Source organism: Bowmanella sp. JS7-9, from assembly GCF_004329715.1.
Lineage (GTDB): Bacteria > Pseudomonadota > Gammaproteobacteria > Enterobacterales > Alteromonadaceae > Pseudobowmanella > Pseudobowmanella zhangzhouensis.
In genome coordinates, this window is record NZ_JXSY01000005.1 from 354,768 (window position 1) to 380,762 (window position 25,995).

The 25,995-nt window shown below is 49.4% G+C and carries 26 protein-coding genes; 8 read left to right on the plus strand and 18 right to left on the minus strand.

Features of this window, described 5'->3' with window-relative positions; all coding sequences use genetic code 11:
• Nucleotides 1-44: 44 nt before the first annotated feature.
• The gene (locus TK45_RS04225; protein ID WP_131257376.1) at nucleotides 45-869 is read right to left on the minus strand and encodes a flagellin; all 825 of its coding nucleotides are present in this window, start codon (nucleotides 867-869) and stop codon (nucleotides 45-47) included.
• A 410-nt stretch (nucleotides 870-1,279) separates the two neighbouring features.
• Here TK45_RS04225 and ettA point away from each other — a divergent pair, with 410 nt between their 5' ends.
• The gene (ettA, locus tag TK45_RS04230) at nucleotides 1,280-2,947 is read left to right on the plus strand and encodes an energy-dependent translational throttle protein EttA (protein ID WP_131257377.1); all 1,668 of its coding nucleotides are present in this window, start codon (nucleotides 1,280-1,282) and stop codon (nucleotides 2,945-2,947) included.
• A 9-nt stretch (nucleotides 2,948-2,956) separates the two neighbouring features.
• Nucleotides 2,957-3,322: a PilZ domain-containing protein gene (locus TK45_RS04235; protein ID WP_131257378.1), complete on the plus strand. Its 366-nt coding sequence runs from the start codon at nucleotides 2,957-2,959 to the stop codon at nucleotides 3,320-3,322.
• 1 nt (nucleotide 3,323) lies between these two features.
• Here TK45_RS04235 and radA read toward each other — a convergent pair whose 3' ends face one another.
• Nucleotides 3,324-4,682 (minus strand): DNA repair protein RadA, encoded by a 1,359-nt coding sequence (gene radA / locus TK45_RS04240; protein WP_131257379.1) that lies wholly within the window; start codon nucleotides 4,680-4,682, stop codon nucleotides 3,324-3,326.
• 123 nt (nucleotides 4,683-4,805) lie between these two features.
• Between radA and TK45_RS04245 the strand changes: the two genes are divergently transcribed.
• Nucleotides 4,806-7,268, plus strand: a complete 2,463-nt coding sequence (locus tag TK45_RS04245; RefSeq protein ID WP_131257380.1) for a PilZ domain-containing protein — start codon at nucleotides 4,806-4,808, stop codon at nucleotides 7,266-7,268.
• Here the strand turns inward: TK45_RS04245 and serB are convergent.
• The gene (gene serB, locus TK45_RS04250) at nucleotides 7,260-8,261 is read right to left on the minus strand and encodes a phosphoserine phosphatase SerB (RefSeq protein ID WP_131257381.1); all 1,002 of its coding nucleotides are present in this window, start codon (nucleotides 8,259-8,261) and stop codon (nucleotides 7,260-7,262) included. The genes TK45_RS04245 and serB overlap by 9 nt on opposite strands.
• Between serB and TK45_RS04255 the strand changes: the two genes are divergently transcribed.
• Entirely contained in the window at nucleotides 8,260-8,940 is a 681-nt protein-coding gene (locus TK45_RS04255) for an AhpA/YtjB family protein (protein ID WP_131257382.1), read from the plus strand. The genes serB and TK45_RS04255 overlap by 2 nt on opposite strands.
• Here the strand turns inward: TK45_RS04255 and TK45_RS04260 are convergent.
• From TK45_RS04260 to rpoE, 10 genes are all read right to left on the minus strand, one after another.
• The gene (locus tag TK45_RS04260; RefSeq protein WP_131257383.1) at nucleotides 8,910-9,671 is read right to left on the minus strand and encodes a TatD family hydrolase; all 762 of its coding nucleotides are present in this window, start codon (nucleotides 9,669-9,671) and stop codon (nucleotides 8,910-8,912) included. The two genes, TK45_RS04255 and TK45_RS04260, sit on opposite strands and share 31 nt — an antisense overlap.
• Nucleotides 9,668-10,306 carry a pyridoxamine 5'-phosphate oxidase gene (gene pdxH / locus TK45_RS04265; protein WP_131257384.1) on the minus strand — a complete coding sequence of 213 codons (639 nt, stop codon included), beginning with the start codon at nucleotides 10,304-10,306 and terminating at the stop codon, nucleotides 9,668-9,670. Before pdxH ends, TK45_RS04260 begins: the two co-directional genes overlap by 4 nt.
• A gap of 10 nt (nucleotides 10,307-10,316) precedes the next feature.
• Nucleotides 10,317-11,228, minus strand: a complete 912-nt coding sequence (era, locus tag TK45_RS04270; RefSeq protein ID WP_131257385.1) for a GTPase Era — start codon at nucleotides 11,226-11,228, stop codon at nucleotides 10,317-10,319.
• Entirely contained in the window at nucleotides 11,218-11,886 is a 669-nt protein-coding gene (gene rnc / locus TK45_RS04275) for a ribonuclease III (RefSeq protein WP_131257416.1), read from the minus strand. Before rnc ends, era begins: the two co-directional genes overlap by 11 nt.
• Before the next feature lie 17 nt (nucleotides 11,887-11,903).
• Nucleotides 11,904-12,806: a signal peptidase I gene (gene lepB, locus TK45_RS04280; RefSeq protein WP_131257386.1), complete on the minus strand. Its 903-nt coding sequence runs from the start codon at nucleotides 12,804-12,806 to the stop codon at nucleotides 11,904-11,906.
• Complete coding sequence (lepA, locus tag TK45_RS04285; RefSeq protein WP_305764516.1) at nucleotides 12,807-14,597, minus strand: translation elongation factor 4; 1,791 nt, start codon at nucleotides 14,595-14,597, stop codon at nucleotides 12,807-12,809.
• Between the two features lie 159 nt (nucleotides 14,598-14,756).
• Nucleotides 14,757-15,215 carry a SoxR reducing system RseC family protein gene (locus TK45_RS04290; RefSeq protein ID WP_131257387.1) on the minus strand — a complete coding sequence of 153 codons (459 nt, stop codon included), beginning with the start codon at nucleotides 15,213-15,215 and terminating at the stop codon, nucleotides 14,757-14,759.
• A 2-nt stretch (nucleotides 15,216-15,217) separates the two neighbouring features.
• A complete protein-coding gene (locus TK45_RS04295) occupies nucleotides 15,218-16,174 on the minus strand; it encodes a MucB/RseB C-terminal domain-containing protein (RefSeq protein WP_131257388.1) in 957 nt (318 codons plus the stop codon).
• Nucleotides 16,171-16,794, minus strand: coding sequence for an RseA family anti-sigma factor (locus tag TK45_RS04300; RefSeq protein ID WP_254426537.1), 624 nt, complete (start codon nucleotides 16,792-16,794; stop codon nucleotides 16,171-16,173). Before TK45_RS04300 ends, TK45_RS04295 begins: the two co-directional genes overlap by 4 nt.
• A complete protein-coding gene (rpoE, locus tag TK45_RS04305) occupies nucleotides 16,794-17,372 on the minus strand; it encodes an RNA polymerase sigma factor RpoE (RefSeq protein WP_131257389.1) in 579 nt (192 codons plus the stop codon). Before rpoE ends, TK45_RS04300 begins: the two co-directional genes overlap by 1 nt.
• A 216-nt stretch (nucleotides 17,373-17,588) precedes the next feature.
• Here rpoE and nadB point away from each other — a divergent pair, with 216 nt between their 5' ends.
• Complete coding sequence (nadB, locus tag TK45_RS04310; protein ID WP_131257390.1) at nucleotides 17,589-19,196, plus strand: L-aspartate oxidase; 1,608 nt, start codon at nucleotides 17,589-17,591, stop codon at nucleotides 19,194-19,196.
• On the opposite strand, the gene TK45_RS04315 is transcribed toward nadB, so the two are convergent.
• Genes TK45_RS04315 through TK45_RS04325 form a run of 3 tightly spaced genes read right to left on the minus strand, consistent with a single transcriptional unit; the run spans nucleotide 19,090 to nucleotide 20,690 of the window.
• Nucleotides 19,090-20,034 carry a MaoC/PaaZ C-terminal domain-containing protein gene (locus TK45_RS04315; protein ID WP_131257391.1) on the minus strand — a complete coding sequence of 315 codons (945 nt, stop codon included), beginning with the start codon at nucleotides 20,032-20,034 and terminating at the stop codon, nucleotides 19,090-19,092. The genes nadB and TK45_RS04315 overlap by 107 nt on opposite strands.
• Nucleotides 20,035-20,041: 7 nt before the next feature.
• The gene (locus TK45_RS04320; RefSeq protein WP_131257392.1) at nucleotides 20,042-20,461 is read right to left on the minus strand and encodes a protein YgfX; all 420 of its coding nucleotides are present in this window, start codon (nucleotides 20,459-20,461) and stop codon (nucleotides 20,042-20,044) included.
• Nucleotides 20,439-20,690, minus strand: coding sequence for a succinate dehydrogenase assembly factor 2 (locus TK45_RS04325; RefSeq protein ID WP_131257393.1), 252 nt, complete (start codon nucleotides 20,688-20,690; stop codon nucleotides 20,439-20,441). Before TK45_RS04325 ends, TK45_RS04320 begins: the two co-directional genes overlap by 23 nt.
• 112 nt (nucleotides 20,691-20,802) lie before the next feature.
• On the opposite strand from TK45_RS04325, the gene ygfZ reads away from it, so the two are divergent.
• Together ygfZ and TK45_RS04335 are read left to right on the plus strand one after the other, a co-directional pair.
• Entirely contained in the window at nucleotides 20,803-21,726 is a 924-nt protein-coding gene (ygfZ, locus tag TK45_RS04330; RefSeq protein ID WP_131257394.1) for a tRNA-modifying protein YgfZ, read from the plus strand.
• Between the two features lie 12 nt (nucleotides 21,727-21,738).
• On the plus strand, nucleotides 21,739-22,224 hold the full coding sequence (locus TK45_RS04335) for a peptidylprolyl isomerase (RefSeq protein ID WP_131257395.1): 486 nt from the start codon (nucleotides 21,739-21,741) through the stop codon (nucleotides 22,222-22,224).
• Nucleotides 22,225-22,664: 440 nt separating this feature from the next.
• Here TK45_RS04335 and TK45_RS04340 read toward each other — a convergent pair whose 3' ends face one another.
• Nucleotides 22,665-24,605: a S9 family peptidase gene (locus tag TK45_RS04340; RefSeq protein ID WP_131257396.1), complete on the minus strand. Its 1,941-nt coding sequence runs from the start codon at nucleotides 24,603-24,605 to the stop codon at nucleotides 22,665-22,667.
• 132 nt (nucleotides 24,606-24,737) lie between these two features.
• On the opposite strand from TK45_RS04340, the gene TK45_RS04345 reads away from it, so the two are divergent.
• Entirely contained in the window at nucleotides 24,738-25,406 is a 669-nt protein-coding gene (locus TK45_RS04345; RefSeq protein WP_131257397.1) for an energy-coupling factor ABC transporter permease, read from the plus strand.
• Here the strand turns inward: TK45_RS04345 and ybaK are convergent.
• Complete coding sequence (ybaK, locus tag TK45_RS04350; protein WP_131257398.1) at nucleotides 25,403-25,876, minus strand: Cys-tRNA(Pro) deacylase; 474 nt, start codon at nucleotides 25,874-25,876, stop codon at nucleotides 25,403-25,405. The genes TK45_RS04345 and ybaK overlap by 4 nt on opposite strands.
• Between the last annotated feature and the right edge of the window lie 119 nt (nucleotides 25,877-25,995).

Sequence of the window (25,995 nt, forward strand, 5' to 3'; positions counted from 1 at the left end):
TCCGCGTTGGAGCCTGATCCGGCAAAGCCGGATCCTCAGCCCGATTATCCCAGCAAGGTCAGCGCAGCTTGCGGGCGCTGATTTGCCTGACTCAGTACCGAAATACTCGCTTGTTGAATAATCTGGTTACGAGTCAACTCAGCCGTTTCTGCCGCAAAATCCGTATCCCGGATACGCGAACGTGCCGCGGCGACGTTTTCAGAAATACTGCTTAAGTTACGGATGGTAGACTGGAATCGGTTTTGCAACGCACCGAGGTCCGCCCGAGCAGCACCGATAGTCGAGATTGCTTTATCAATACTGGACAGAGCGCCAGATGCACCGGTAACGGTTGCTACTGTCACATCACCCAAAGACAGGCCCGACGCACCATAACCACCGGTTTGTTTCAGACTGACAGAAATCGTCTGTCCACCGTTGGCACCAACCAGGAATGTGGCAGAAAAATCACCTTTTAACAGATCCACACCACCAAACTGGGTCGTTTGACCGATACGGCTGATTTCAGTTTTCAGTGCCGAGACTTCTTTTTGCAGCGAAGTACGGTCAGATGATGCGTTAATGCCGTTTTGCGCCTGCACCGCCAGCTGACGAATACGTTGCAGTGCGGTAGTCACCTCGCCCAATGCACCTTCTGCCGTTTGCACCACTGAGATACCATCGTTGGCATTACGTACAGCCTGATCCAGGCCCTGGATTTGCGATGTTAAACGGTCAGATATTTGCAAACCAGCTGCATCGTCGGCGGCGCGGTTAATCCGAAAACCGGATGACAAACGTTCAAATGACGTAGATAACGCAGCGGTTGAACCAAACAACTGACGCTGCGCGTTCAACGCCGAGACGTTAGTGTTGACGTATAAAGACATATTATTACCTCCTGAAAATGCCACCGGATACCCTCATACCCTGTGACATTCGCCTGATATTCAACTCTTGCGAGTTGCCTCAAATCTTGCTTATCGATCCCTCAATCAATAAGCAATCAACCTCAATGTTCAAACCGGCCTCACCGATCTAAACGTAAAACACCCCTCAGCCATGGATATCGACAAAAGCATTAGAATCTTTAGCGTTTTTTTGAACTTTTTTTCAAAAAAATCATATGTGATTGTTTTTATTGATTTTAATTTTTGATTTTTGTTGAGTGAAATGAGCAAACAGACAAACATTTTCAACGATTTTGTAATTCCGACACTGCTATCGGCATGCACAGAATGCTAAACTAGCTGCACTCAACGTCTTATTCCGTTACAGACAACCTCAGCAAAGGACAATCATGTCTCAATACGTGTATACCATGTCGCGCGTGGGCAAAGTGGTGCCGCCGCGCAAAGAAATTTTGAAAAATATCTCCCTGTGTTTTTTCCCGGGTGCAAAAATTGGTGTGTTGGGCCTAAACGGCGCCGGTAAATCCACCTTATTGCGGATCATGGCCGGTATCGATACCGACATCGAAGGGGAAGCGCGTCCTCAGCCTGGCATCAAGATTGGCTACCTGCCGCAGGAGCCGAAGCTGAACATGGAAAAGGACGTACGCGGCAATATCGAAGAAGCCGTGGAAGATGTGGTGCACGCACTCAAGCGTCTCGATGAAGTGTACGCCGCCTATGCCGATCCTGATGCCGACTTCGACGCACTGGCTAAAGAACAAGGCCAGTTAGAAGCCATCATTCAGAGTAAAGACGGGCACAACCTGGAGCATGCTCTGGAACGCGCTGCAGATGCCCTGCGCCTTCCGCCTTGGGATGCAGATGTAAATAAATTATCTGGTGGTGAGCGTCGCCGTGTGGCGCTGTGCAAACTTCTGCTGGAAAAACCAGAGATGTTATTGCTGGATGAACCGACCAACCACCTGGATGCGGAATCCGTTGCCTGGTTAGAGCGATTCCTGCACGACTACGAAGGTACTGTAGTCGCGATTACCCACGACCGTTATTTCCTCGATAACGTCGCGGGCTGGATACTTGAGCTTGACCGTGGACACGGTATTCCGTGGGAAGGCAACTACTCCAGCTGGCTGGAGCAAAAAGACAAACGTCTTGAACAGGAAGAACGTACAGAAACAGCACGCCAGAAATCCATCAAACAGGAACTGGAATGGGTCCGCACTAATCCTAAAGGCCGCCAGGCCAAGAGCAAAGCGCGGATGGCCCGCTTCGAAGAGCTTAACAGCTCCGATTACCAGCGCCGTAACGAAACCAATGAACTGTATATCCCGACCGGTGAACGCCTCGGTGACGATGTTATCGAAGTGGTTAATCTGCGTAAGACCTATGGTGACAGAGTTCTGATAGATGATATGAACTTCCGTATGCCGAAAGGCGCGATTGTTGGCATCATCGGCCCTAACGGAGCGGGTAAATCTACCTTGTTCCGAATGCTCAGCGGTCAGGAACAAGCCGACAGTGGTGAAATCAAAATTGGTAAAACCGTGCAGTTGGCCAGCGTCGATCAGTTCCGCGATGATATGAAAGGCGAAAATACGGTATGGCAAGAAGTGTCTGATGGTCAGGATTTGATCCGCATCGGCAATTATGAAGTCAACAGCCGCGCTTACGTCAGCCGCTTTAACTTCCGTGGCAATGACCAACAGAAATTCATTAAAGATTTATCCGGTGGTGAACGCAACCGGGTGCATTTGGCCAAGCTACTGAAAACTGGCGGTAACGTGTTGCTGCTCGACGAACCGACCAATGATTTGGACGTAGAAACCCTGCGCGCACTGGAAAATGCCCTGTTGGAATTCCCGGGATGTGCTATGGTGATTTCACACGACCGTTGGTTCCTTGACCGGGTTGCGACCCATATTCTGGATTATCGCGATGAGGGTAAAGTTAACTTCTATGAAGGTAACTACAGTGATTATGAAGTGTGGTTGAAGGAAAACTTTGGTCAGGACGTGGTAGAGCCACACAGACTTAAGTACAAACGCATCAGCAAATAGAGGTCAGTTATGTCAGACAAGCGACACTTTCACCGGGTATTGTTTACCGCCACGGTCGAATTAAAGGTGGGAGGCCTTGTCTTTTCCGTTGACCTTAAAGATATCTCTCTGCATGGCGCATTGATAACCCAGCCAAAACTGTTTGAGGTGGAGCCTGGCATCAATGTGCAACTCACCATTCCGCTGTCCAGCACGGAAGAAATTATTCAGGTTGAGGCAAAAATCCAGCACGCCGAGCACGGCCGCATGGGGCTGGAGTTTCATAGTATGGATATCGACAGCATCAGTAATTTGCGTCGCCTGCTGGAAGTCAATCTGGCAGACGACGAATTGCTCAATCGTGATCTGACCGCACTGTTAGAGCACCACCACTAACTTACAGTGCGTCCAGTGCGTCCGCGAGTTTCTTTACACCAATAACCTGCATACCTGCAATCGGCTGTTTCGGCATATTGGCCGACGGCACAATCGCCTTTTTGAATCCGTGTTTAGCCGCCTCAGCCAATCGCTCCGCACCATTGGGCACCGGGCGGATTTCACCCGCCAAACCCACTTCGCCAAACACGATCAAATCACGCGCCAGTGCCTGATTGCGGAAACTGGAGACCATAGCCAGCAACAGCGCTAAATCTGCCGCGGTTTCTGCCACGCGTACGCCACCCACTACGTTGGCGAATACGTCCTGATCATTCATTTGTAACTGACCATGACGATGTAACACGGCCAGCAACATGGCCAAGCGGTTTTGCTCCAGTCCCACCGCAATGCGCCGTGGATTGTTCAATTGCGAGTAATCCACCAGCGCCTGAAGCTCTACCAGCAGCGGACGTGTGCCTTCCCATACCACCAACACCACAGAACCAGGTGCCTGCTCTTCACCACGGCTCAAAAAGATCGCCGAAGGATTGGACACCTCTTTGAGACCCTTACCCGTCATGGCAAACACCCCTAACTCGTTCACCGCACCAAAGCGATTTTTGTGGGTGCGCAGCGTGCGATAGCGGCTGTCACTGTCACCTTCCAGCATCATTGAGCAGTCAATACAGTGTTCCAATACCTTGGGCCCGGCCAGACTGCCCTCTTTGGTCACATGGCCGACAATAAACACTGCGATGTGATGTTCCTTGGCAAAACGGGTCAACCATGCGGCGCTTTCACGAACCTGCGAAACACTGCCTGGCGCGGATTGCACATCGGCCACATGCATGACCTGAATCGAGTCAATCACCATAATCTGCGGTTTAATTTGCAAGGCCACATCGCAAATGGTTTCGATGCTGGTTTCGGCTAATAACTGCAGTTGATCACCCGGCAAGCCAAGACGATGAGCGCGCATCGCGACCTGTTGCAGGGATTCTTCACCAGTAACATATAAGGCTTTACTATTACCCGCCAAATGACACATGGTTTGTAGCAGCAGGGTGGATTTTCCCGCGCCCGGCGAGCCACCAATTAACATGGCAGAGCCGGGGACAATACCGCCTCCCAGTACTCTGTCCAGCTCTTTAAACCCGGAACTAAAACGCGGCAACGCCTGTAAGTCGATACTTTCCAGGGTCTGCACTTGTGCACTCACCTGCCCGGCATACCCCTGTCTTGCGCTGGATTTCACCGGATTACCAAGCAAAATTTCACTAATGGTATTCCAGGCCCCACAATCGTTACATTGTCCCTGCCAGCGCGGGTAGTCGCTACCACAATCACTACATACAAATGCGCTTTTTCGTTTTGCCACAATCTTGTTCCTGTTTGGAGATGATGTGATTGTAACTAAATTCACGAGGAAATCGCCATTCCTGCCGATAACCGTTTAACATGCTATTAAGACAAATCGGATTGAGTCAGACTTCATATCGCCATGCAGGATTTCGAGCAATTTCAGGACATTATTGAGCAGTTAAAACCTGTGGTTGGACAACCTGATTTTAATCAGACCCTGTCCAGCGTCGCCACATCGGTGCCCGCTGCCAAACGATTCCTGCTCAAGCTGGAGTTAAAGCGGCTGGCTAAACCCTGTCGCAAGGTCATCGACTTGCGCGGCTTGGTCGATGGTCGTTGCAGTAGTTATGAATATGATGGTTTGGTACATTATCTGGATGACGTGGCGATTGATGTGTTTGAACGTCAGACCCGCTCGTTTGGCCGCTACACCATTGGCGTGTATGAAGCGGTAACCAACACCGAAAATAATTTCCGTGTAATTCAACAACGCGCCCAGCAAGCCAGTCAGGCAAGTGGTGACGCGCTAACATCAGATGACAATTTTCCTGCCCGCAAAATACGCTTTGCTGAGTTACTAAAACGCAGCGAAGAGCGCATGAACTTCGCCGTGGCCATCGAAATATTCAATGAATACAACGATAAAAGCAAAGGCACCACGCTGGATATTTCCGTACAGGGCTTGCGCATTAAAGTAAAACGCAAACTGCCTTATCGAAGCGGTGAGCGACTAATTATCAAGTTTCTCGGCCTGCCGGGCGATCACAGTATGGATAAGCGTGAAGGGATCCCCTATGAGGTGATTCAGGTAGAAAACCGCGAAACGGAACAACGTCTGGCCCTGAAGCGTACCCACTCGCGTAAGACGCCCAGCTTCGACGGATTTTTAAATAATTTTATCCACGGTAATAAGCGCCGTTATAAGCTGAATCTGGATAACACCATCGAGGCAATCCGTGCCAAAGGCTACGAGCAGTACTACATCCCCCATGTCAGCTCGGTGCCGGTATTTTTAGCCGAGCAGGACGGTCGCTACATTCCACGCTATGTATTGACCAACGACTGCAACAAGGAAAGTATTTATTACTGGATGGATCATAACGGTCAACTGCAGCTGCATCAGTTATTACGCCAGGCCCGCATTCAGTATTTACTGGACAACAATCTGACCGAAACCTACCTGTTTAGCTTCGTTCATCATAAAGATGAGCAAAGCTGGTATTACTCTGCCAGCTGGGATGAACTCAAAACCCAACCGTTACTGGCCAATTTATTCCGCGGTTATGGCGCACGCAAAGCCAGTTGGCGTGTATACAAGCTGCAACTATGCGCCATCAATGCCGACCATAGTTTTGCGCCCAGTAGCATTCCGGATGATGCATTAGACAATCCTCGTCTGCGTGATAAGCCCCCAGCGCCGCGCTTGCAGGGTAAATTACATGAAATCGGGCAGATGGCGTTGCTGACGAACATTACCGACCAATGGAATACCCGCCCATTTCTGCGTTTTAAATTAGACAGGCAGAAATTGTCCGCGTTGCAGCCCTTTATACATAACCCTGTGAGTAACAACACACTCAGTCTGCACCGCTTTAAATATGCCAATATGCGGATTTTTGACCGCTATCAGTTACGTACTGAAATTGTGCTGGATACGCCTTATTTAACCCTGCATGGCGTAACCGAAGATGTGTCATTACAAGGTATAAAAGTTCAGCTGAATCAGCCATTTAATGGCAATTTGTATGAAGAAGTGCAGGTCAGTTTCCCGCGTCTGCAAGAGGCCAATTCAAAATTGCCGTTGAAGGGACTGTATTACTCAGTGCGCAATATCAGCCCGGATCGCAGCGTGCTTAATCTGCACATTCTGCATGCGCACGATACCCACAGTGCCGAATCATTGTTCGGGCGCGTGATCCAGAAAAACCGTCAGTTACTGAAAACCTATCAGGATGACGACATGTTACCAGGCTTGGGTGAAGCCCTGCGTAACGTTTACTCTGCGCATATCCCCAATGTGCCGTTTTTTGTCAGCAAAACAGGCTTGCAGTTCAGGCCTGACGCCATTTTGGATATCACCCCCAAGCATTCACTGTATCCGCTACTTAGTTTTGGCGCAAGCGCGGGTCAGCTTAATCTGTATTTTCTGTATGCAGGCAAGTCGCAGGATTTCCTGCAAGCCACATTAAGCAAATTAAAAACCAATACACGACCTGTGATGAAAGAGGCCTTCGTGGGGTTTAACCCCAACGCGGATAAGGTATCAGACGCGATTACCTGCCGTTTCAGTGAGGAATTTGGTTCAGATCAGGCGCGGCGCGATTTTATCTCCACAGCAATGGATAAGGGATGCTTTTATGCAATTAAAGTGTTTCTGGCGCGTACCGGTAAACCCGACACGGATATGATAAAAACCGAGATGCAATATCTGGGCGTGTATGCCCTGCACAAAGCCAAGGCACTGGAAGATCAGTTATGGAATATCAGTGGAGTCGGCGATTTAATTGATGTCAGTGACGAAGCCATGCTGCGCTATGGCTTTAATCAACAGCATTTGGCCGCCAACCATCAGGCGCTTGCGCGCCTGAGTTCGTCAGACTAAGTAGTGCAGCAGCGTATCGAGGCTGTTGAATCGAATCGAAGCCGCCGCTTTTTCCTGCACCACTGGCTTGGCGTGAAACGCAACACCGAGCCCGGCAACGCCCATCATAGTCAGATCATTAGCACCATCGCCCATGGCAACCGTCTGCGTCATGGGTAATGAGAACTGCGCGGCCAGTGACGACACCGTGTGCGCTTTTACATTGGCATCGACAATGCGGCCTATGACTTCACCGGTTAATTTGCCATTCTCAATGCCCAATACGTTGGCCTCGGCCGCGTCCAGTTCTAGACGTTCACGTAAATGATCAGCAAAGTAGGTAAAGCCTCCTGAGGCCAATGCTACTTTCCAGTTAGCCTGCTTGAGACTGTTCAGCAGCACCATCATGCCAGGCATAATTGGCAAAGCATCTCTTACCGTCTCCAGAATAGATTGCGGAGCGCCTTGCAAACAGGCCACCCGTTGACGCAGGCTCTGGGCGAAATCCAACTTGCCCTGCATGGCTAATTCCGTCACTTCACTGACCTGAGGACCTACCCCGGCCAATGCTGCGATATCATCAATGCACTCACACGCAATCATCGTGCTGTCCATATCCATTACCAGCAGGCCGGGCTGTGTAATACGTGGTCCCTGTGACAATAGCGCTATTTCTGCGCGATGGGCCTGCGCGGTCTGTGTGACTGTTGATTTGTCTAAATTAATGTCTTGCGGCAGGTAAACAATCGCTGCCTGAGTTTGGGTTTGAGCATTAAACGCGGAGGGATGCCATACACAGCGGCTTGCCTCAAGGCCAAGCCCGACCAGCACTTTGTACAGTTTGTCCAGTGACAAAGCGGGAGCAGCAATCACTAAGCGTATCGTCTGCTTCTCACAACGTAACGCAGTGATTTCGCGCTCAGCGCAAAATTGGTAGGTGCGTGTGGCATCAAACTGACTGAGAAAATAACCGGCACTTTGCCAATGCAACGCGGAAACTGAATAACTGGCCATGCTCACCCCTGCAAGTAAAGATGCCGATAATGCTGACAAAGGCTTTGAAATTCAAGCGATTTGCCCTATCGTAACGGCGATGAACAGAATCCATTCCGACCATTATGTCGCGCCCAGTGGCGCATCCATTATCAAACGCCTGCTCAATTTTCTGGTGGCGTTGGCGGGGGGCTTTATTGCCCTGTATTTATGGTTAAACAACCTGATTCAGGATGAACAGCAACTGCAACGTCAGGCAAATCAACTCGGTTATATGATCAGTGCGCAAAATGCGCGCTTGCTGGCCGGCCACCTCAGTACCAATGAGTTAGAGGCAGTTAAGTTACAACTGCACATTCTCGAAGAGGATGAACACGTACATTCAGTTTCCCTGTACCGCGATAACGGCGAACTGCTGCTCAGTAGTGACGAGCAAAGCTCACTGGTTACCCTGTTTGCCCCGGAACAAGAGCCGGAATTACTGGTGTATGTGCAGGAAATCCAGCAGGACGATAAAATTCTCGGGTTTTTGCGTGTACTGCTGTGGCGCGACCGTGTGCTGCAACACTATCAGGCGTATCAGCACGAGATTTTATTTCAGGCTGGAATGTTGATGGTGTTATCACTGTTGGTGGGCGTTATGGCTACCCGCGGCTTCTACAAATGGCGTTATCGGGATAAGCCAAACGTCGCCAAATAATTGGCCGTCGTTAATTGGTCAATCTCATCGACGCTTTGCCCACGGATGTGTGCGACAGCGTTTGCTACCTTCAGTACCTGCAATGGCGTGTTTCGCTGCCCTTGTGCGCCCATTAGCGGCATATCGGGTGCATCGGTTTCCAGCATAAAGCTATCGTCTGGTAGTGCTTTTAGGGTTGCGATAGTCTTTTGCGCGCGAGGATAAGTAATGGTGCCGCCAATTCCAAGCCGAATACCATAACGTAAATATTCCTGTGCCTGTTGCAGGCTGCCAGAAAACCCATGCACCACGCCACCGTAGCAAAACTGCGTTTCTTTCAGTGCCTGAATAAGCAAATGATGGGTTTTTCGGTGGTGCAGAATGATCGGCAGCTGATACGACATCGCTAACTTCAGTTGTATTTGTAAAATCTGCTGCTGCAATGCCATCGGCACCGCCAGGCTGGCATCCAGCCCGATTTCGCCTATCGCCTGTGGCTGGATGGATCCCAGTAATGTATGCAGATAATCCAGCTGCTGTTGCCAATCATCGCGAATAAAGTACGGATGTAAACCGAAACTAATATCCAGCATCGGCTGTGCTTGCTGTAGCGTCGACTGTTGCTGCCAACCGGCCTGATGGGTGCCGGGCAACATAATACGGCTGATGCCGGCCTGCTGGCAGCGAGCAATCAACTCATTGCGATCATGCTCAAACGCGTCGAAATCAAGATGACAATGACTGTCGATCAAGGCATCAACCGTTCAATTTGCCAGTCTTGCCCCTGACGGCTATACACGAAACGGTCATGCAGGCGATGTTCTCCCCCCTGCCAGAATTCAATATGGCTAGGAATGACCCGATACCCACCCCAAAAATCCGGTAACGGCACGTCACCTTGATTGAATTTGCGTTTTATCTGGGCAAATTTTTCCAGCAATAACTGGCGGGACGAAATGGGATGGCTTTGTTGTGACGCCCAGGCCGCAAGCTGACTTTCACGGGGACGGGACAGAAAGTATTTCGCCACCTCAGCCACACTGAGCTTTTCTACGCTGCCGCGCACGCTGACCTGTCGCTCCAGAAAATGCCAGGGAAAGTGCAAAGAGACTTTCGGGTTGTGCGCCAATTCCTGTGCCTTGCGGCTGCCTGTATTGGTATAAAACACAAACCCACCAGCAGACACATCCTTAAGCAGCACAATGCGTTGAGATGGCTGTCCTTGTGTATCCACGGTGGCCACAGTCATGGCCGTTGGATCTGGCAGTCCCGCATCAATAGCCTGTTTTAACCAGGCATCGAATTGCAGAAATGGATCATCTGCCAGCTTATCCCGCGACAGTTTATCCTGACTATATTCACGTCGAATCGATGCCAAGTCCTGCATAGGGGCTCCGTCAGTCTTCACCATACCCAAGGCTACGCAATGCACGTTCGTCGTCAGCCCAGCCACTTTTCACTTTCACCCAAAGTTCCAGAAATACTTTGGTATCAAATAAGCGTTCCATATCCATACGCGCTTCCGCACCAATGGTTTTCAGGCGGCTACCACCTTTACCAATGATCATCGGCTTCTGGCTATCCCGTTCAATCAGGATCAAACCGTTAATGCGAAACACGCCGTTTTCGGTCATTTTGAACTGTTCGATTTCCACCGTGACCGAATAAGGCAGTTCATCGCCCGTAAAGCGCATCAGCTTTTCACGAATAATTTCTGCTGCCATAAAACGTTGCGAGCGGTCAGTAATATATTCTTCAGGATAAAAGTGTTCGCCTTCAGGCAAGCTGTTGCGCACAAGTTCACGCAACTGCTTTATGTTCTTACCTTGCTTTGCCGAAATCGGCATAATTTGTTCGAACGGATACTTCGCTGCCAGCATTTGCAGGTGCGGCAGCATGCTGGTTTTATCACGTACATTGTCGGACTTATTCACCAACAGCCAAACCGGCAAATTACAGTCCTGTAATTTGCTTAACACCATATCATCGTCATCGGTCCAACGTGTGCCTTCCACCACAAACAACACCAATCCCACATCCTGCAAAGAACTGGAAGCGGCACGGTTCATATAGCGGTTAATCGCGCGCTTTTCTTCACGGTGTAACCCCGGTGTATCCACATAAATGGTTTGATACTCACCTTCGGTATCAATCCCCATGATACGGTGACGGGTCGTTTGCGGTTTACGTGAGGTGATACTGACTTTCTGCCCTAACAGCTTATTTAGTAGGGTAGATTTACCTACATTAGGGCGACCGACAATCGCCACTAACCCACAATATTGGGTTGGCTCCTGGTTATCCTGCATTATTGAGTTCCTGCAATGCTTGCTTCGCCGCTGCCTGCTCAGCTTTGCGACGACTACTGCCACTGGCCGTAAAGGACTTCTCTATTCCCGGCACCCGGCATTCTATGAAAAAGGTTTGGGCGTGTTCCGCACCCTGAATATCGATCACATTGTATTCAGGCAACGGCATCGCTCTGCCCTGCAGATATTCCTGCAAACGAGTCTTTGCATCTTTTACCTGCGCATTGGGATCGATGTTGTCTAATTGACTGCTTAGCCAATCCAACACGCGCGCTTTGGCAGCATCGAAGCCGGCATCCAGATAAATTGCGCCCAAAATCGCTTCCACCGCGTCAGCCAGAATCGAGTCGCGGCGCTGTCCACCGCTTTTCATCTCACCCGGGCCGAGCTTAATGTATTCGCCTAAGGTTAACTGCTTGGCCACCTGAGCAAGAGTTTCTTCCCGCACCAGCGCCGCACGCATGCGCGTCAGTTTGCCTTCGGATTCCTGAGGATAACGCTTGAACAGTACTTCTGCGATAACCATGCCCAGCACAGCATCACCAAGAAACTCTAATCTTTCATTGTGCTGACCTTTGACACTGCGATGGGTCAGGGCCAGATCGAGTAATAGCGACTTATTAAATTCATGCCCAAGGGTTCGCTGTAACTTGGTCATGGCACCATATTGAACGATCAATGAATGCCACCTACGCGATTAAAGCGCACGCCAGTTGGGATCCAGCCGGGCATGCTGCTGTCAGGCGCATGATCAAACTCAAAACTGATCCAAATCGCCACCGCTTTACCGACCAGATTTTCCTCTGGCACGAAGCCCCAGTATCGACTGTCCATACTATTATCACGATTGTCGCCCATCACAAAATAGGCGCCTTGCGGCACAATCCATTCGTTGTAACGGGTCGCATTTTGCTGAAATGGATAAGTCACGTTGCGCGATGGATTACGCAGAATATTGTGCTCAACGTCACCTAACTGTTCACCGAACTGCTCCAGCCAAACAGGGCCATCAAGGAACTCGCTGTTTTCCTGTGCAGTCAATGCCATGGTTTGTGCTGGCGGACAGTTAACCTCTCGGCAGGCAGGTTTTACGGTAATTTGCTTGTTTTTGTAAATCACCGTATCACCGGGCAGGCCAATCACACGCTTGATGTAGTCCTGCGATGGATTGAGCGGATACTTAAACACTACGATATCACCGCGCTCTGGTTCGCCGGTTTCCAAAAATTTGGTTCGGGTAACCGGGTCACGCAGCCCATAAGCGTACTTTTCGACCAGAATAAAATCCCCGACCAACAAGGTAGGCATCATAGAACCTGATGGGATTTGAAACGGTTCATACAAAAATGAACGCAGCACCAGCACAAACGCGATAACCGGGAAGATTTGTTTGGCGGTATCCACCATTGCCGGTTCAGCAGCCAGTTTGGCCAGATATTCTTCACCAACACCGTCATTGCCTTTAGCCGTTTCCACCGCCAGACGACGTTTAGGCTCCCATAAATATTTATCTGCCAGCCATATCAGGCCACTGGCAAGCGTGACCACTACCAGCAGAATTGAGAAGTAATTTGCCATTTATTTTCCTACTTTCAATATTGCCAGGAAGGCATCTTGTGGCAGTTCCACATTACCCACCTGCTTCATCCGTTTCTTACCTTCTTTTTGCTTCTGTAACAGCTTTTTCTTACGGCTTACGTCACCACCATAACATTTGGCGATTACGTTTTTACGCAACTGTTTAACTGTGCTTCGGGCGATAATGTGATTGCCGATTGCCGCCTGAATCGCGATATCGAACATCTGTCTTGGGATCAGCTCGCGTAATTTCTCTACCAGATCCCGACCACGATACTGCGCATTATCACGGTGGGTAATGATTGCCAGCGCATCGACGCGTTCACCGTTAACCAGAATATCCAGACGGACCATGTCGGCAGCCACAAACTTCTTAAAGTTATAATCCAGTGAGGCAAAACCGCGACTGGTCGATTTCAGACGATCGAAGAAATCCAACACCACTTCCGCCATTGGCAACTCATAGGTTACTGCCACTTGTTTGCCGTGATAAGTCATGCCGGTTTGCATACCGCGCTTTTCCACACACAGGGTAATCACATTACCCAGATAATCCTGTGGCACCAGAATATTGGCTTCAACAATCGGCTCACGAATTTCGGCGATGTTATTCACTGGCGGTAATTTGGACGGGTTATCAACCAATTGCGTATTACCGTCGCTGGTCACCACCTCATACACTACCGTCGGTGCGGTGGTAATCAGATCCAGGTCGTATTCCCGTTCCAGACGCTCCTGAATGATCTCCATATGCAGCATCCCCAGGAAGCCGATGCGGAAACCAAAGCCAAGCGCGGTTGAGTTTTCTGGCTCATAGAACAAAGACGCGTCATTCAGACTTAGCTTGGCTAAGGCATCACGAAAATCTTCGTACTCATCGCTGCTGACCGGGAACATACCCGCGTATACCTGCGGTTTAACTTTCTTAAAGCCAGGCAATGCTTTATCCGCTGGTGTTTTCGCCAGCGTGATTGTGTCACCCACTGGCGCACCATGGATTTCTTTAATTCCGGCAATAATAAAGCCTACTTCACCAGTTTTAAGCACGCCGGTATCGGTCATTTTCGGCGTAAAGATCCCAACTTTATCGACCTGATGTACCTGGCCGTTGGACATGATCTTAATTTTGTCGCCTGATTTTAACTGACCGTTGACCACGCGCACCAAAGACACGACACCCTGATAGTTATCAAACCAGGAGTCCACAATCAGTGCTTGTAATGGCGCGTCCAGATCTCCTGTTGGTGGCGGTACTTTGTTGACGATGACTTCCAGCACATCTTCAATACCGACACCAGTTTTAGCGCTGCAACGCACCGCATCGATCGCGTCAATCCCGACGATATCTTCGATTTCTTCCGCCACGCGCTCAGGTTCAGCCTGCGGCAAATCAATCTTATTCAGAATGGGTACCACTTCCATATCCATATCGATGGCGGTGTAGCAGTTAGCCAGCGTCTGCGCTTCCACGCCCTGTCCCGCGTCTACCACCAACAACGCCCCTTCACAGGCAGCCAGAGAGCGGGATACCTCGTAGGTAAAATCCACGTGTCCTGGCGTATCGATGAAATTCAGCTGGTACGTTTCACCATTTTTGGCTTTGTATTTCAGCGTTACGCTCTGCGCTTTAATGGTGATGCCTCGCTCACGCTCCAGATCCATCGAATCCAGTACCTGCGCAGCCATTTCCCGATCGGTTAAACCACCGCATGTTTGAATTAAACGATCTGACAGGGTCGATTTCCCGTGGTCAATGTGGGCAATAATGGAAAAATTTCGGATGTGATCCAGTTGGATAGTGTTGTCTGACATAAACCTACTACTGAGTTATTCCGGCATTTAAGGTGCGACGGAATATGACAAATAATTGTGCAAAAAATTGCCGTGATTTTAGCGGTTTTCGCAGCGTTTGGCGATGCTCTGTGCCACAAAGTTATCGCCTTGTCGGCATTAATCGAAGATTTGTCGTATCGGCGTCTCTACCTGCGGCAGTGAGACGTCCAATAAAATGGGCTGATATTGACGTTCACGGCGGGAAAAATAACCTTTCAGCGGCCAATAGCTGCCAGCTGCCATTGCGGCACTGACCAAAATTAACCAGCCTTCGCTTAAGCGCGATTCAAGTAGCAGAACACTGGTGATCAAAACGATTAATGGCAACAGATAGAGCAACAACGATGCTATCAGGACCTGCTGTTCAGGAATGCCAATCTTTACCTGCTGGCCTACTTTTAAAGACGCCCCGGTTTCGAGCCAAAACTGCTGCATCTTGGGCGCCAACGCACTGGCGACCACACCTGTGCCACAATCACTATTGGCCTGGCAGGCATTACAGGTAGTTTTTATCTGAGTTTGCACACAGATTCGCCCAGCCTCGACCGCCACGACCTCAGCCATTTCCTGCATCATGCCTATGGCACCTTCACAACCAATGACTGAGCAATACGGTTTGCTGTTTGCGGCGGTAACTTACCGACAATCGTCACCGTTAACTGACCAATCTGCGTAGAAAAGTAGGTATCACTGCCAACCCGAAATGCCTGTTCACCTGTCGTGGCATCGCCCACAGGCTGCACATATACAGAGACATCTATCAGCCCATCACTGAGCAACAAATAATCAACTGGCGCACCTGTGACGGGCAGACGATGGCGGTCACGCATAATTTCTTCCATGCCATCAGGTAGCCAGCCAGCATACCAGCGATGGGCATTGGCAGCTGCCGGGTTAGCAATCAAAACTTCAGGTAAGTTTGCCACGTCTACATTCTGCAAGCTCTCTTCGGCATTTACTGTCACCGCAACCGAGGTAATTTGTACTTGTTCCAGCACCTTGCCCTGACTATCCAGCATATCAAGTTTTAAAGGCAAGGAGGTTTCCTGATCCAGCCAAAGACTGTAGCCATAGCGGCTTTTATCACGACTGATAATGCGGATTTGCTGCGTGGCGCGGCCCGCAACACGACTACGTCCGACCAGCACAAAATCATAACTGGCAGTTAACGCGCTGGGATTACGCAACAAGGTGCCAGAAATAGGGCCGTTGATGGACGTTGAATGAATTGAAAAGGCCGGTACGTTGGGTTCAAAGTAACTCACGACATTGTCGACCCGCACTACATCCCGACCAGGCCCGTTGAGCATACTCAAATGCTCTACGGTTTTACCGTCAATAACGCCATGTCGCCAACGATAGGGCTCCACGGTGCCGCCGGGCTGCAGAATAACTAATGACATATCGTAATTGAGCGATTGCATGGCCTGCGCCATATTGCCCAACCATTGTCTGGCATCGGTTTCAGAGTCGACATCGGCAGCCGAAGCTGCCGATATGTAAAAAAAAGAAAGGGCGCCAATCAGCCATTTCATTGTTGGGGCGTCTCCTGCTCAGGTTCAAGCTCTACCACTTCGCCTTGCTGAGATTGCATTTGCAATTGTTTAAGACGCATTTGCTGATGATGATCGATAAGCAAAGCGTTTATCCGACGGCGTTGCTCCAATAACTCATATTGGTTGGCTACCGGTACCGTCTGCGTCTGCTCAAGACTGACCGGAGACATGCCGCCTTGCACACCCATACCAAAGCCGAGACCATCATTACCCGGTTGAATCTCAACCGGTTGATTATACTGTTGCACTGCAAACACCACTGCAACCGCGACCGATGCAGCAATGGCCAGTTGTCCAACATTCTTCACCATTGGAATCACATTACCCACCAGCGGCAATTGCTGCCAGCGAGATTTGTTCGGCGCCAGAATAACGGGTTCATGCTCGAGTGCCGCAGCCACTGATGTGGCGATATCCAACTGAATCTGCGGTGGTAACTCATTACGCAAAGTGGCGCGCACCAAATGGTAACGCTGCCAGTTGCCGTGTAATGCACCATCCTGACTGATCTGTTTGATCAGATCCTGATCAGCATGCTCACCATCCATAAAGGCAGACAACTGTTCATGTTTCTGTTGCGACATATTCACTCGTTCCATTATTGCTCCAGCAAAGGCTGCAGCACTTTATCAATGGCTTCCCGTGCACGAAAAATTCGTGAACGCACCGTTCCAACCGGACATTCCATCACGTTGGCAATGTCCTCGTAACTTAACCCTTCAATCTCCCGCAACGTTAACGCCATGCGTAAGTCTTCCGGTAAACTTTCCAGGGTGCTAAATATCAGCGCTTCCATCTGCTGTGACATTAAGGTGCGTTCAGGTGAGGCATTTTCCTTTAATGCATCGCTGCCATCGTAATACTCAGCCTCATCTGCTTCCACATCGTTAGCAGGTGGCTTCCGGCCCTGTGCCACTAAATAATTTTTGGCACTATTTACCGCGATTCGATACAGCCAGGTGTAGAACGCACTTTCTCCCCGGAAATTTGGCAATGCCCGATACGCTTTTATAAACGCTTCCTGGGTAACATCTGCCACATCTCCACTATTCTTCACATAACGGGCAACCAAATGCGCCACTTTATGTTGATATCTGCTTACCAACAGATTGAAGGCATTTTTGTCGCCTCCCTGCACCTTCTCCACAATCTGCTGGTCAGTTAATTGCTCGCTCATCAGAGCCGACTCTCCCTAAGAACATCTTTTCTACTGCGTTAGGCCCCGCAAGCACATTGAATAGACTTCGTTTTTTTGAATAAGTTCGAAATATTTTATGTTTCGGCTAATTTTTTTTACTTAACCGTTAAAAAACCATCCTGTTACGCGGCAGGATTTTGTATCCTGTGGCCATTCTCACGCGTATTTCGCATTTTCTATCGACCAGTTTACCTTATGACTCAGTCAATTGAACATCGTTGTGATGTTTTGATTATTGGCAGCGGCGCTGCCGGTTTAAGTATGGCCTTGCAATTAGCCGACCACTGTCAGGTCATTGTGCTCAGTAAAGGGCCAATCGCAGAAGGTTCCACCTATTATGCTCAGGGTGGAATCGCGGCGGTATTTGATGAAGACGACAGCATTGACGCCCATGTGGCTGATACATTGGATGCCGGTGCCGGTTTGTGTGAAGAGGCGGCGGTAAGGTTTACTGCCTCGCGGGCGAAACAGGCGATGGAATGGCTGATTCAGTTTGGCGTGCCGTTTGATCAGGAAAAAGGCCCAAAGGGTCAAACCCGTTATCATCTGACCCGTGAAGGGGGGCATAGTCACAGGCGGATTTTGCATGCCGCCGATGCCACTGGTAAAGCGGTGCAAACCACTCTGGTAGATGCGGTCCGCGCACATCCGAATATCCATATTTTTGAACGTTACAATGCCATCGACCTGATTCGCAGTAAGCAGCAGCGCCAGCGTTTGGTTGGCGCCTATGTGTGGAATCGTAACCGCGAACATGTTGAAACCATACGCGCTCGCTTTTTGGCATTGGCGACCGGCGGCGCCAGCAAGGTGTACCAATATACCTCGAATCCGGATGTCGCCAGTGGTGATGGCATCGCGATGGCCTGGCGCGCTGGATGTGACGTCGCCAATATGGAATTCAATCAGTTCCATCCAACCTGCCTGTACCACCCGGAAGCACGAAACTTTCTGATCACTGAGGCACTGCGGGGTGAAGGTGCACTGCTGAAACGCCCGGATGGTAGTCGTTTTATGCCTGCCTTCGATGAGCGGGCTGAACTGGCACCACGGGACATCGTTGCCCGTGCAATCGACTATGAGATGAAACGCCTCGGTGCGGACTGCATGTACCTGGATATATCGCACAAGCCGGCCGACTTTATCGTCAAACATTTTCCAACGATTTACCGCAAGTGTCGCTCGTTGGGTATCGATATTACCCGTCAGCCTATTCCGGTCGTACCCGCTGCGCATTACAGCTGCGGTGGGGTTGTTACCGACCTGAATGCCAAAACTACGTTGGAAAATTTATACGCGGTAGGTGAAGTGGCCTATACCGGCTTGCATGGTGCCAATCGCATGGCAAGTAATAGTTTGCTGGAATGCGTCGTGTTTGCCCATGCTGGTGCAGCGCATATCATCTCGCGTCTCAATGAGTTTGAGTCTGAAGAAAAGGTCGCCCCATGGGATGAATCTCAGGTCACCAACTCCGATGAAGAAGTCGTTATTCAGCACAACTGGCATGAGCTTAGATTGTTTATGTGGGACTATGTAGGGATAGTGCGTACTAACAAACGTTTGGAGCGTGCGTTACGCAGGATCGAACTTTTGCAGCAGGAAATTCACGAATATTACAGTCACTTCCGCGTTAGCAATAACTTATTGGAATTACGTAATTTAGTGCAGGTCGCTGAATTAATTGTGCGCTGTGCGATTACTCGAAAGGAATCGCGGGGGCTCCATTACAATCTGGACTTTCCTGAGCCATCTGCGCCCAGTGGACCGACTGTACTGACACCGGATCCGGTAACTGATCACTGATCTCACCTAACAAATGGACGGTTTCCTGGCTGCCTGTCAGGCTAAACTGTCCACCATTTTCTTGTCCTTGCCAGTTGATATTGACGCTGGCAGGCAAGCTGACCGGCTTTTTAAAATCGACCCGACAATGAAAACGGCTTAATTCCCGTTGCTCCGCCACCGCCGCCAGGCAACGCGCCTTACTCCACATACCATGCATAATCTGACGATTAAAACCGAACAACCGCGCGGTAACAGGCCACAAATGGATCGGATTGTAGTCACCGGATACTTTGGCATAGCGACGGCCAAGATCATCACCAAGGGTGAGCGGCTGTTGCACGGGATCGTGTAACTGCAATGACAACCCCTGCCAACTAGCCTTCTGGTTATGCTCAGCACGAGACAAACTGGTTGCTGTGCTACGCCAAACCAATTCGCCTTCACTCAAGGCTTCGGTGCATAAATCAAATACCCAGCCGCGTTTGTGTGGGCGCAGATTGGTCAGATAATTAATCACACGGAGATCTTCGTGAGCGGCAATAGCACGCCATTGGGTCACCTGATTTGACAGGTGTACCAATCCCAATACACGCATGGAAAAGTCATCATGCCCCAGCAGAAAAAGCTGCATAGGCAAGCTGTATACCTGCAAAAAAAGCGGCGGTAATGTTGAGCTGGCAGGCAATCCTACCAGTCGCTGGTAGCGCGAGAGCTGTTGTTCATCAACTGCTATATGTTGGTCAAACACCGCGATCCTGGGCAACGAAGGTTGGCTGCTTGGGCGTTTACTCAGCACCCGCTGAATTACACGCGCTGTGCCGGGCCTGAAGTTATCTGTCCATATAACCGGGATCATAATGACCTTATCGTTGCAGTCGTAAGATTAAACGACTGACACGTCGAAAATTCGTATCGTCCAGCGCATCCCTGAAGATCCAAAATCGCTGTTTTTCCAAACCAATCTTTGCCTGGAGTTGTATAAACAGTAACACAGGCAAACAACGGGAGTTAGCCGTTAACTGATAATTTTGCTGATTATCCGTCCAAAGCCATTGACCACTATCATCCACAATAGCGACTCGGGTCGATTGTTTAATGGCGACGCGACGGAGTGTGACGGTCCATGCCAATAGAATCAAAAAGATTTGCAACCAGACCTGCTGTGGCCAATACACCGGCCATCCGGCGATGACGAACGTTACCAGCAACGCCATCACGCCCAACAGCCATTTGGCCTGACGCGACGGCCTAATCTCAATCCTAAACTTTGACCCGGTTGACAATCGTACTCACCATCGCGGCCAATTCAGGATCATCGCACTGCTGATGCCCCATCACCCAGGCAAATAAATCCGGGTCATCACAGGTTAGTAGTCGTTCAAACACCTCTTGCTGGTGATCATCCAATTGACTAAACGCTTCTTCAACAAACGGAAGAAACAATACATCCAGTTCAAGCATGCCGCGACGGCATGCCCACTTCAAACGTCGCAGGCGTTGATCGGTAAACATTTAATACAACTCTTAAAAAAATTTCAGCAGATAATAGCAGAAGCCTTGCAGGCTGTTAATTTGTCCCCATATGCTGAGCAATCTTTCGATTTATAACGCCTAAGGACACAGCATGATCGCACATGCCAGTCAAATTCCCGAAAACTTCAATGTTACTGATTGTAACCTCAGCGTTATTCGTGTCAGTGGTGACGACAGGATCACATTCTTGCAGGGTCAATTAACGCAGGACCTCAACCGGCTTAGCGATCAGCAAGCCCTGCGCGCCTGTCACTGTGACGCCAAGGGCAAAATGTGGAGCACTATGCTGTTAGTGTCGTGGCAAGATAGTATTTTGCTCATCATGGATATCAGTGCCGCAGAGAAATCGTTGGCAGAGCTTAAAAAATATGGGGTATTTTCCAAGGTTCAGTTCAGTACCGAACATTCACTTTCAGTAATGGGCATGGTCGGCGAAAAGCCTGCCCTTACAGGCGACATATCCCTTCCCTCAGAACCCATGGCGGTCGTAGCTAACAATCAGTCTGTGATTGTCAGGCTGGAAGGCGAATTACCGCGTTTCTTATGGATTGGCGAACAAACGTCAACCGCAGAAAACCTGCAACCGGGCGTGCTGTGGACGCTGACAGATATCCTTGCTGGCATTGCCACAGTAACCGCTACTACCCAATCCGAGTATGTTCCACAGCAAATCAATATGCAGGCACTAAATGCCATCAGCTTTACCAAAGGCTGTTACATGGGTCAGGAAACTGTCGCCAGAACGAAATATCTGGGGCGCAACAAGCGCGCGGCCTATCTGCTTAAATCGGATACTGCGGTTGAATTAGCCTCTGGTGCGGGGTTGGAAATACAATTGGGCGACAACTGGCGCGTTGGCGGCAGCGTCCTGAACTGTGCTACCCTTGGCGCCGAAACCTGGATTATGGCCGTATTACCTAATGACACCGAAACGGGTGCCGTATTGCGAAGTAAAGAGACACCAGACGCCACCTTTACCGTGCAGCCATTACCTTATTCCCTTGATGAACAATAGGTCTTTCTAACGATGAAAATTAGCAAAAACAGCGTGGTCACCATGCATTTTACCGTGAGCACAGCCGAAGGCGCTCAAATTGACAGTTCGCGCGATGGCGAACCTATGGTTTACCTGCATGGCACCCGTTTCCTGATTCAGGGGCTGGAAGATGCACTAGAAGGTAAACAGGCAGGCGACAAGCTGGATGTGACTATCGAGCCAAAAGATGCCTACGGCGAGCGCAACGATAATCTGATGCAGGCCGTGCCAAAATCTATGTTCGATGGCATGGATGTCGAAGTGGGTATGCAATTCCGTGCAGGCACGGATGACGGAGAGCAAACCGTAATCGTAATTGATGTTACCGATGAAGAAGTTGTGGTGGACGGTAACCACCCATTATCTGGCCTGACACTCAATTTCGACGTGGAAGTACTGGGCGTACGTGACGCCACCGCCGATGAAATTGCCCATGGCCACGTGCATGGACACGGTGGCTGTGGACACAACCACTAAGCCATTATTCGTTTAATAAAAAAGGGCCCTGAGGGCCCTTTTTTATTGGTAAAGACATCTTCGAGAGGTCTTAAATAACGGCAACCTGGCTACTGTTGATCTATACAAATATTTATTGCGTAGAGACTAGTTGTTCAGCATCTGAGGACATAACAATGTCAGCAATAACGACTTTGATTAGCTCTTTAGTCATATGTGTCATCTGCGGTTTTATTGTTTTTTTGGGCGCCGCTGACTGGCGCTATTTACTTATCGCACCACCGCTCATCATCATATTGTTTTTAATCTTGATGAGCCGAGTGCCCAGAATCCAAAAAGGCCATCCTTTAAAACCATCACGCGACAAATATTCTAACCGGGACTGGCACCATCATCCGCAGTAATTGGTTTAATAAATTCAGAAATGCGAAAGCCCCCTGAGTGGGTGGGGGCTCATCTTCTTATAAGTGTTGTTGAAAAAACAAAACAACGGCTTGCTGATAAATATCAGCGTTTTCCTTTTTGCGATAACCATGACCTTCGTTCAGCGCGTTCATATACCAAACCGGTTTACCATTTGCGCGTAGAGCTGCAACAATTTGCTCCGCTTCAGTCACCGGAACACGCGGATCGTTTTGGCCCTGGACGACGAACATCGGTACATTAATCTTATCCACATTATTGCTCGGGCTGATTTTCTGCAGGTGTTCATACATCGCAGGATCTCTTTCGTCGCCATATTCAACCCGACGAAGGTCACGACGATAGTCCTGTGTATTTTGCAAAAACGTCACAAAGTTGGATATGCCAACGATATCGACGGCAGCTTTTAATCTGTCGCTGAAATGCACTGCCGAGGCCAGTACCATGTAACCACCATAGCTTCCGCCTATCACTGCCACTCTGCTTGCATCTAAGTCCGGCTGCGCGGCAATCCAATCAAGCAAAGCGCCGACATCCTTCACCGAGTCTTCGCGATTAAAGCCGTTATCAAGATTAATGTATTCTTTACCGTAACCTGCCGAGCCACGCACATTCGGTGTAATCACCGCTGCACCCAATTTATCCATCCACAGTTGAATCGTGCTACTAAAGTTGGGACGCGCCTGACCTTCCGGCCCACCATGAATACTGATAATTACAGGTAATCGACCCGGTTTACGCGGCTTGTAGATAAATGCCGGAATTTGGCGCTTATCAAAGGATGGATAACGTATTAGCGTCGGTTCAACAAATTGTTCGGTATTCAGGCCGCCAACTTCACTGTACGTCCAGCGGACCAGATCGCCGTGTTTAGTTGCTTTGGCTTTCAGGTTAAGGACATAAGTATCACTGGGCGTTTTTGGAGTATTTAATGTCAACGCTAACTTTTTGCTGTCATCACTGAAGCTCATACCACCAACTAATCCTACCGGGAGATTACTGACGGGCTCAAAAGTGAGGTTTTCGGTGTTGAGCAGATAAACTTTACTCATCCCTTCTTCGTTTACTGAAAAGGCGGCGCGTTTACCATCATCAGTAATAGCAAAGTCATCCACGTTCCAATTTATTTTTTCACTGATGACGGTAACTTTGCCTGTCGCAAACTCTGCATAGGCTAACTGATTAAATTCACTAAATTGATTGGTCGTGAAAAAATAGCCTTTGTCTCCCTGGCTAAACGCCAGTGGCATATTGACGCTGCGGCTCTCACCACCGCCCTGTAATAAAACCTTTTCTCCCCCATCCAGGTTAACCCGGTAAATTCGTGAATCCGCGGCACTGATATATTGCAGAACTAATAGAGACTGGTCATTACTGTCCCAATCTGAAGGTCCCCACCAACTTCCATCAGGTGACTCCAGTACCATCGACGCATTGGCAGCGTTAGTTGGTTCCATTATCCAAATATCATTGGAACGGCCGTTTCTGCGGGTGGATTGAAACGCCATTTTCTTACCGCTATTGCTCCAAATAAGGGCGCCATTTCTGGACTCCCCATCGCTGAGCATTTTCGACTCTCCCGTGTTGGGATCTAATAAAAAAATCTGTGCGAACTCGCTGCCACCAGCATCCATAGTAAACGCCAGATTTTCACTATCTGGCTGTCGAGCAACACTTCCCACCGGCTCTTTAAAAAAGGTCAGTTGTTGGCGCGCTCCGCCAGGCATTACCACTTTGTGCAACTGGGCAACATCCCCAAATCGGGTACTGATGTAGATAGCCTCACCATTAGCTGAAAACGCCCGAAATGGTGCGGAACGCACATTTTGGTAGCGGTTAAGATCCTGCACGATCTGCGCGGGGATCTCCGGAATATCCTGCATCACTAGATTGCCATTATTGGCTGTTCGCTCTGTTACAGCGTTAGCGCTGAGACTACAGAGTGCGAATAATCCAATAACTAACTGTTTTAATTTCATTATCACTTCCTGCATTGACTTTAAAAATCCGTAATAACCATACGCCACAAAAGCGATTCTGGTTGTTTTTTCGCCCTTCCACTGAAAAAATAATTGTAATCAGTTATTTATCAGGTCACTCAGGGACGCAATATGCTGTTTCTCTCTGCCGATGCGGGCAACCTTTTATGGTTGTTAAATGCCATTGCTCTCATCGCACTGCTTTTTGCGCTATGGACTGCACCGTGGAAGGCGTTAATCGTAGCAAGCGCAAGGCAGCATTTATTTCTGGGCGCGATTTTTATTCTCACTTTCCTGTGGGGCTACATTTATTTCACGTTAGACAGTCGTTTGATCTTTCACCCGCTGTTGATGACCAGTAGTGCGTTAATCCTTGGTTCATCGTTAACGCTATTTGTGGGGGCGTTGGCACTGTTATTCGCCACCCTGCTTGGTGGATTCACACCCGAGTTTTTGGGGATCAACTTTATTGTCGGCGTGATCACCCCCGTCCTTTCAACGCACGCATTGCTGAAGCTCATTACTGCGAGTCGGATTAAAAACTTGTTTCTTTATACACTCGGCGCAGGATTTGGTGGCGGCATGCTATCGATCATTGCCGTTGCCAGCTGCAGCCTGGCAATAAGCGCACTGATAGACCCATCGTTGTTTACGCTAAACTGGGAAAACGCCTCGTTATACTTTTTACTCATGTTTCCCGAGGGGTTTATGAATGGCGCGATCGTCAGCTCATTAGCGGTAATGCGGCCAGAATTGGTACGCACCTATGATGATGATTTCTACTTGAGTCGTGACGATTAATTGTCACTGGCGACTGACGAAAATACCGCTCGCGTTAGCTGCAATAAATCCGACGGCACTAATGCCACCTCCAGACCACGACGGCCAGCACTCACGTAGATTGTCGGCAACGATTCGGCACTGTCATCAAGCACAGTTGGTAATGGTTTCTTTTGCCCCAGAGGGCTCACCCCTCCCAATACATAACCAGTGCTTCGCATCACCAGGTCTTTGTCAGCCATAGTTATCCTCTTAACCTTAACTGCCTTAGCCATGGCTTTCATGCTCAGTTGTTTGGCAACGGGAACAATTGCCACATACAGTCTGTTACTTTCATCACTGACGACTAATGTTTTAAATACCTGCGCTGCCGGTAAATTAAGTTTCTCGGCCGCTTCGAGCCCGTAGGCTGGCGCGTCAGGATCATGCTGATAGGCCAACAGGTCGAATTTAATACCGTGCTTTTCTAACAAACGAATGGCAGGTGTCATAGGTGCTGCTCAGGAAAGTTAATGTCATCCAGCCTACCATACCTGAACAGGGTTGAATGGGTCTCACAGATTAATCCAGCAGAAAAAGAGCATAAAAAAACCCGCCAATGGCGGGGTGT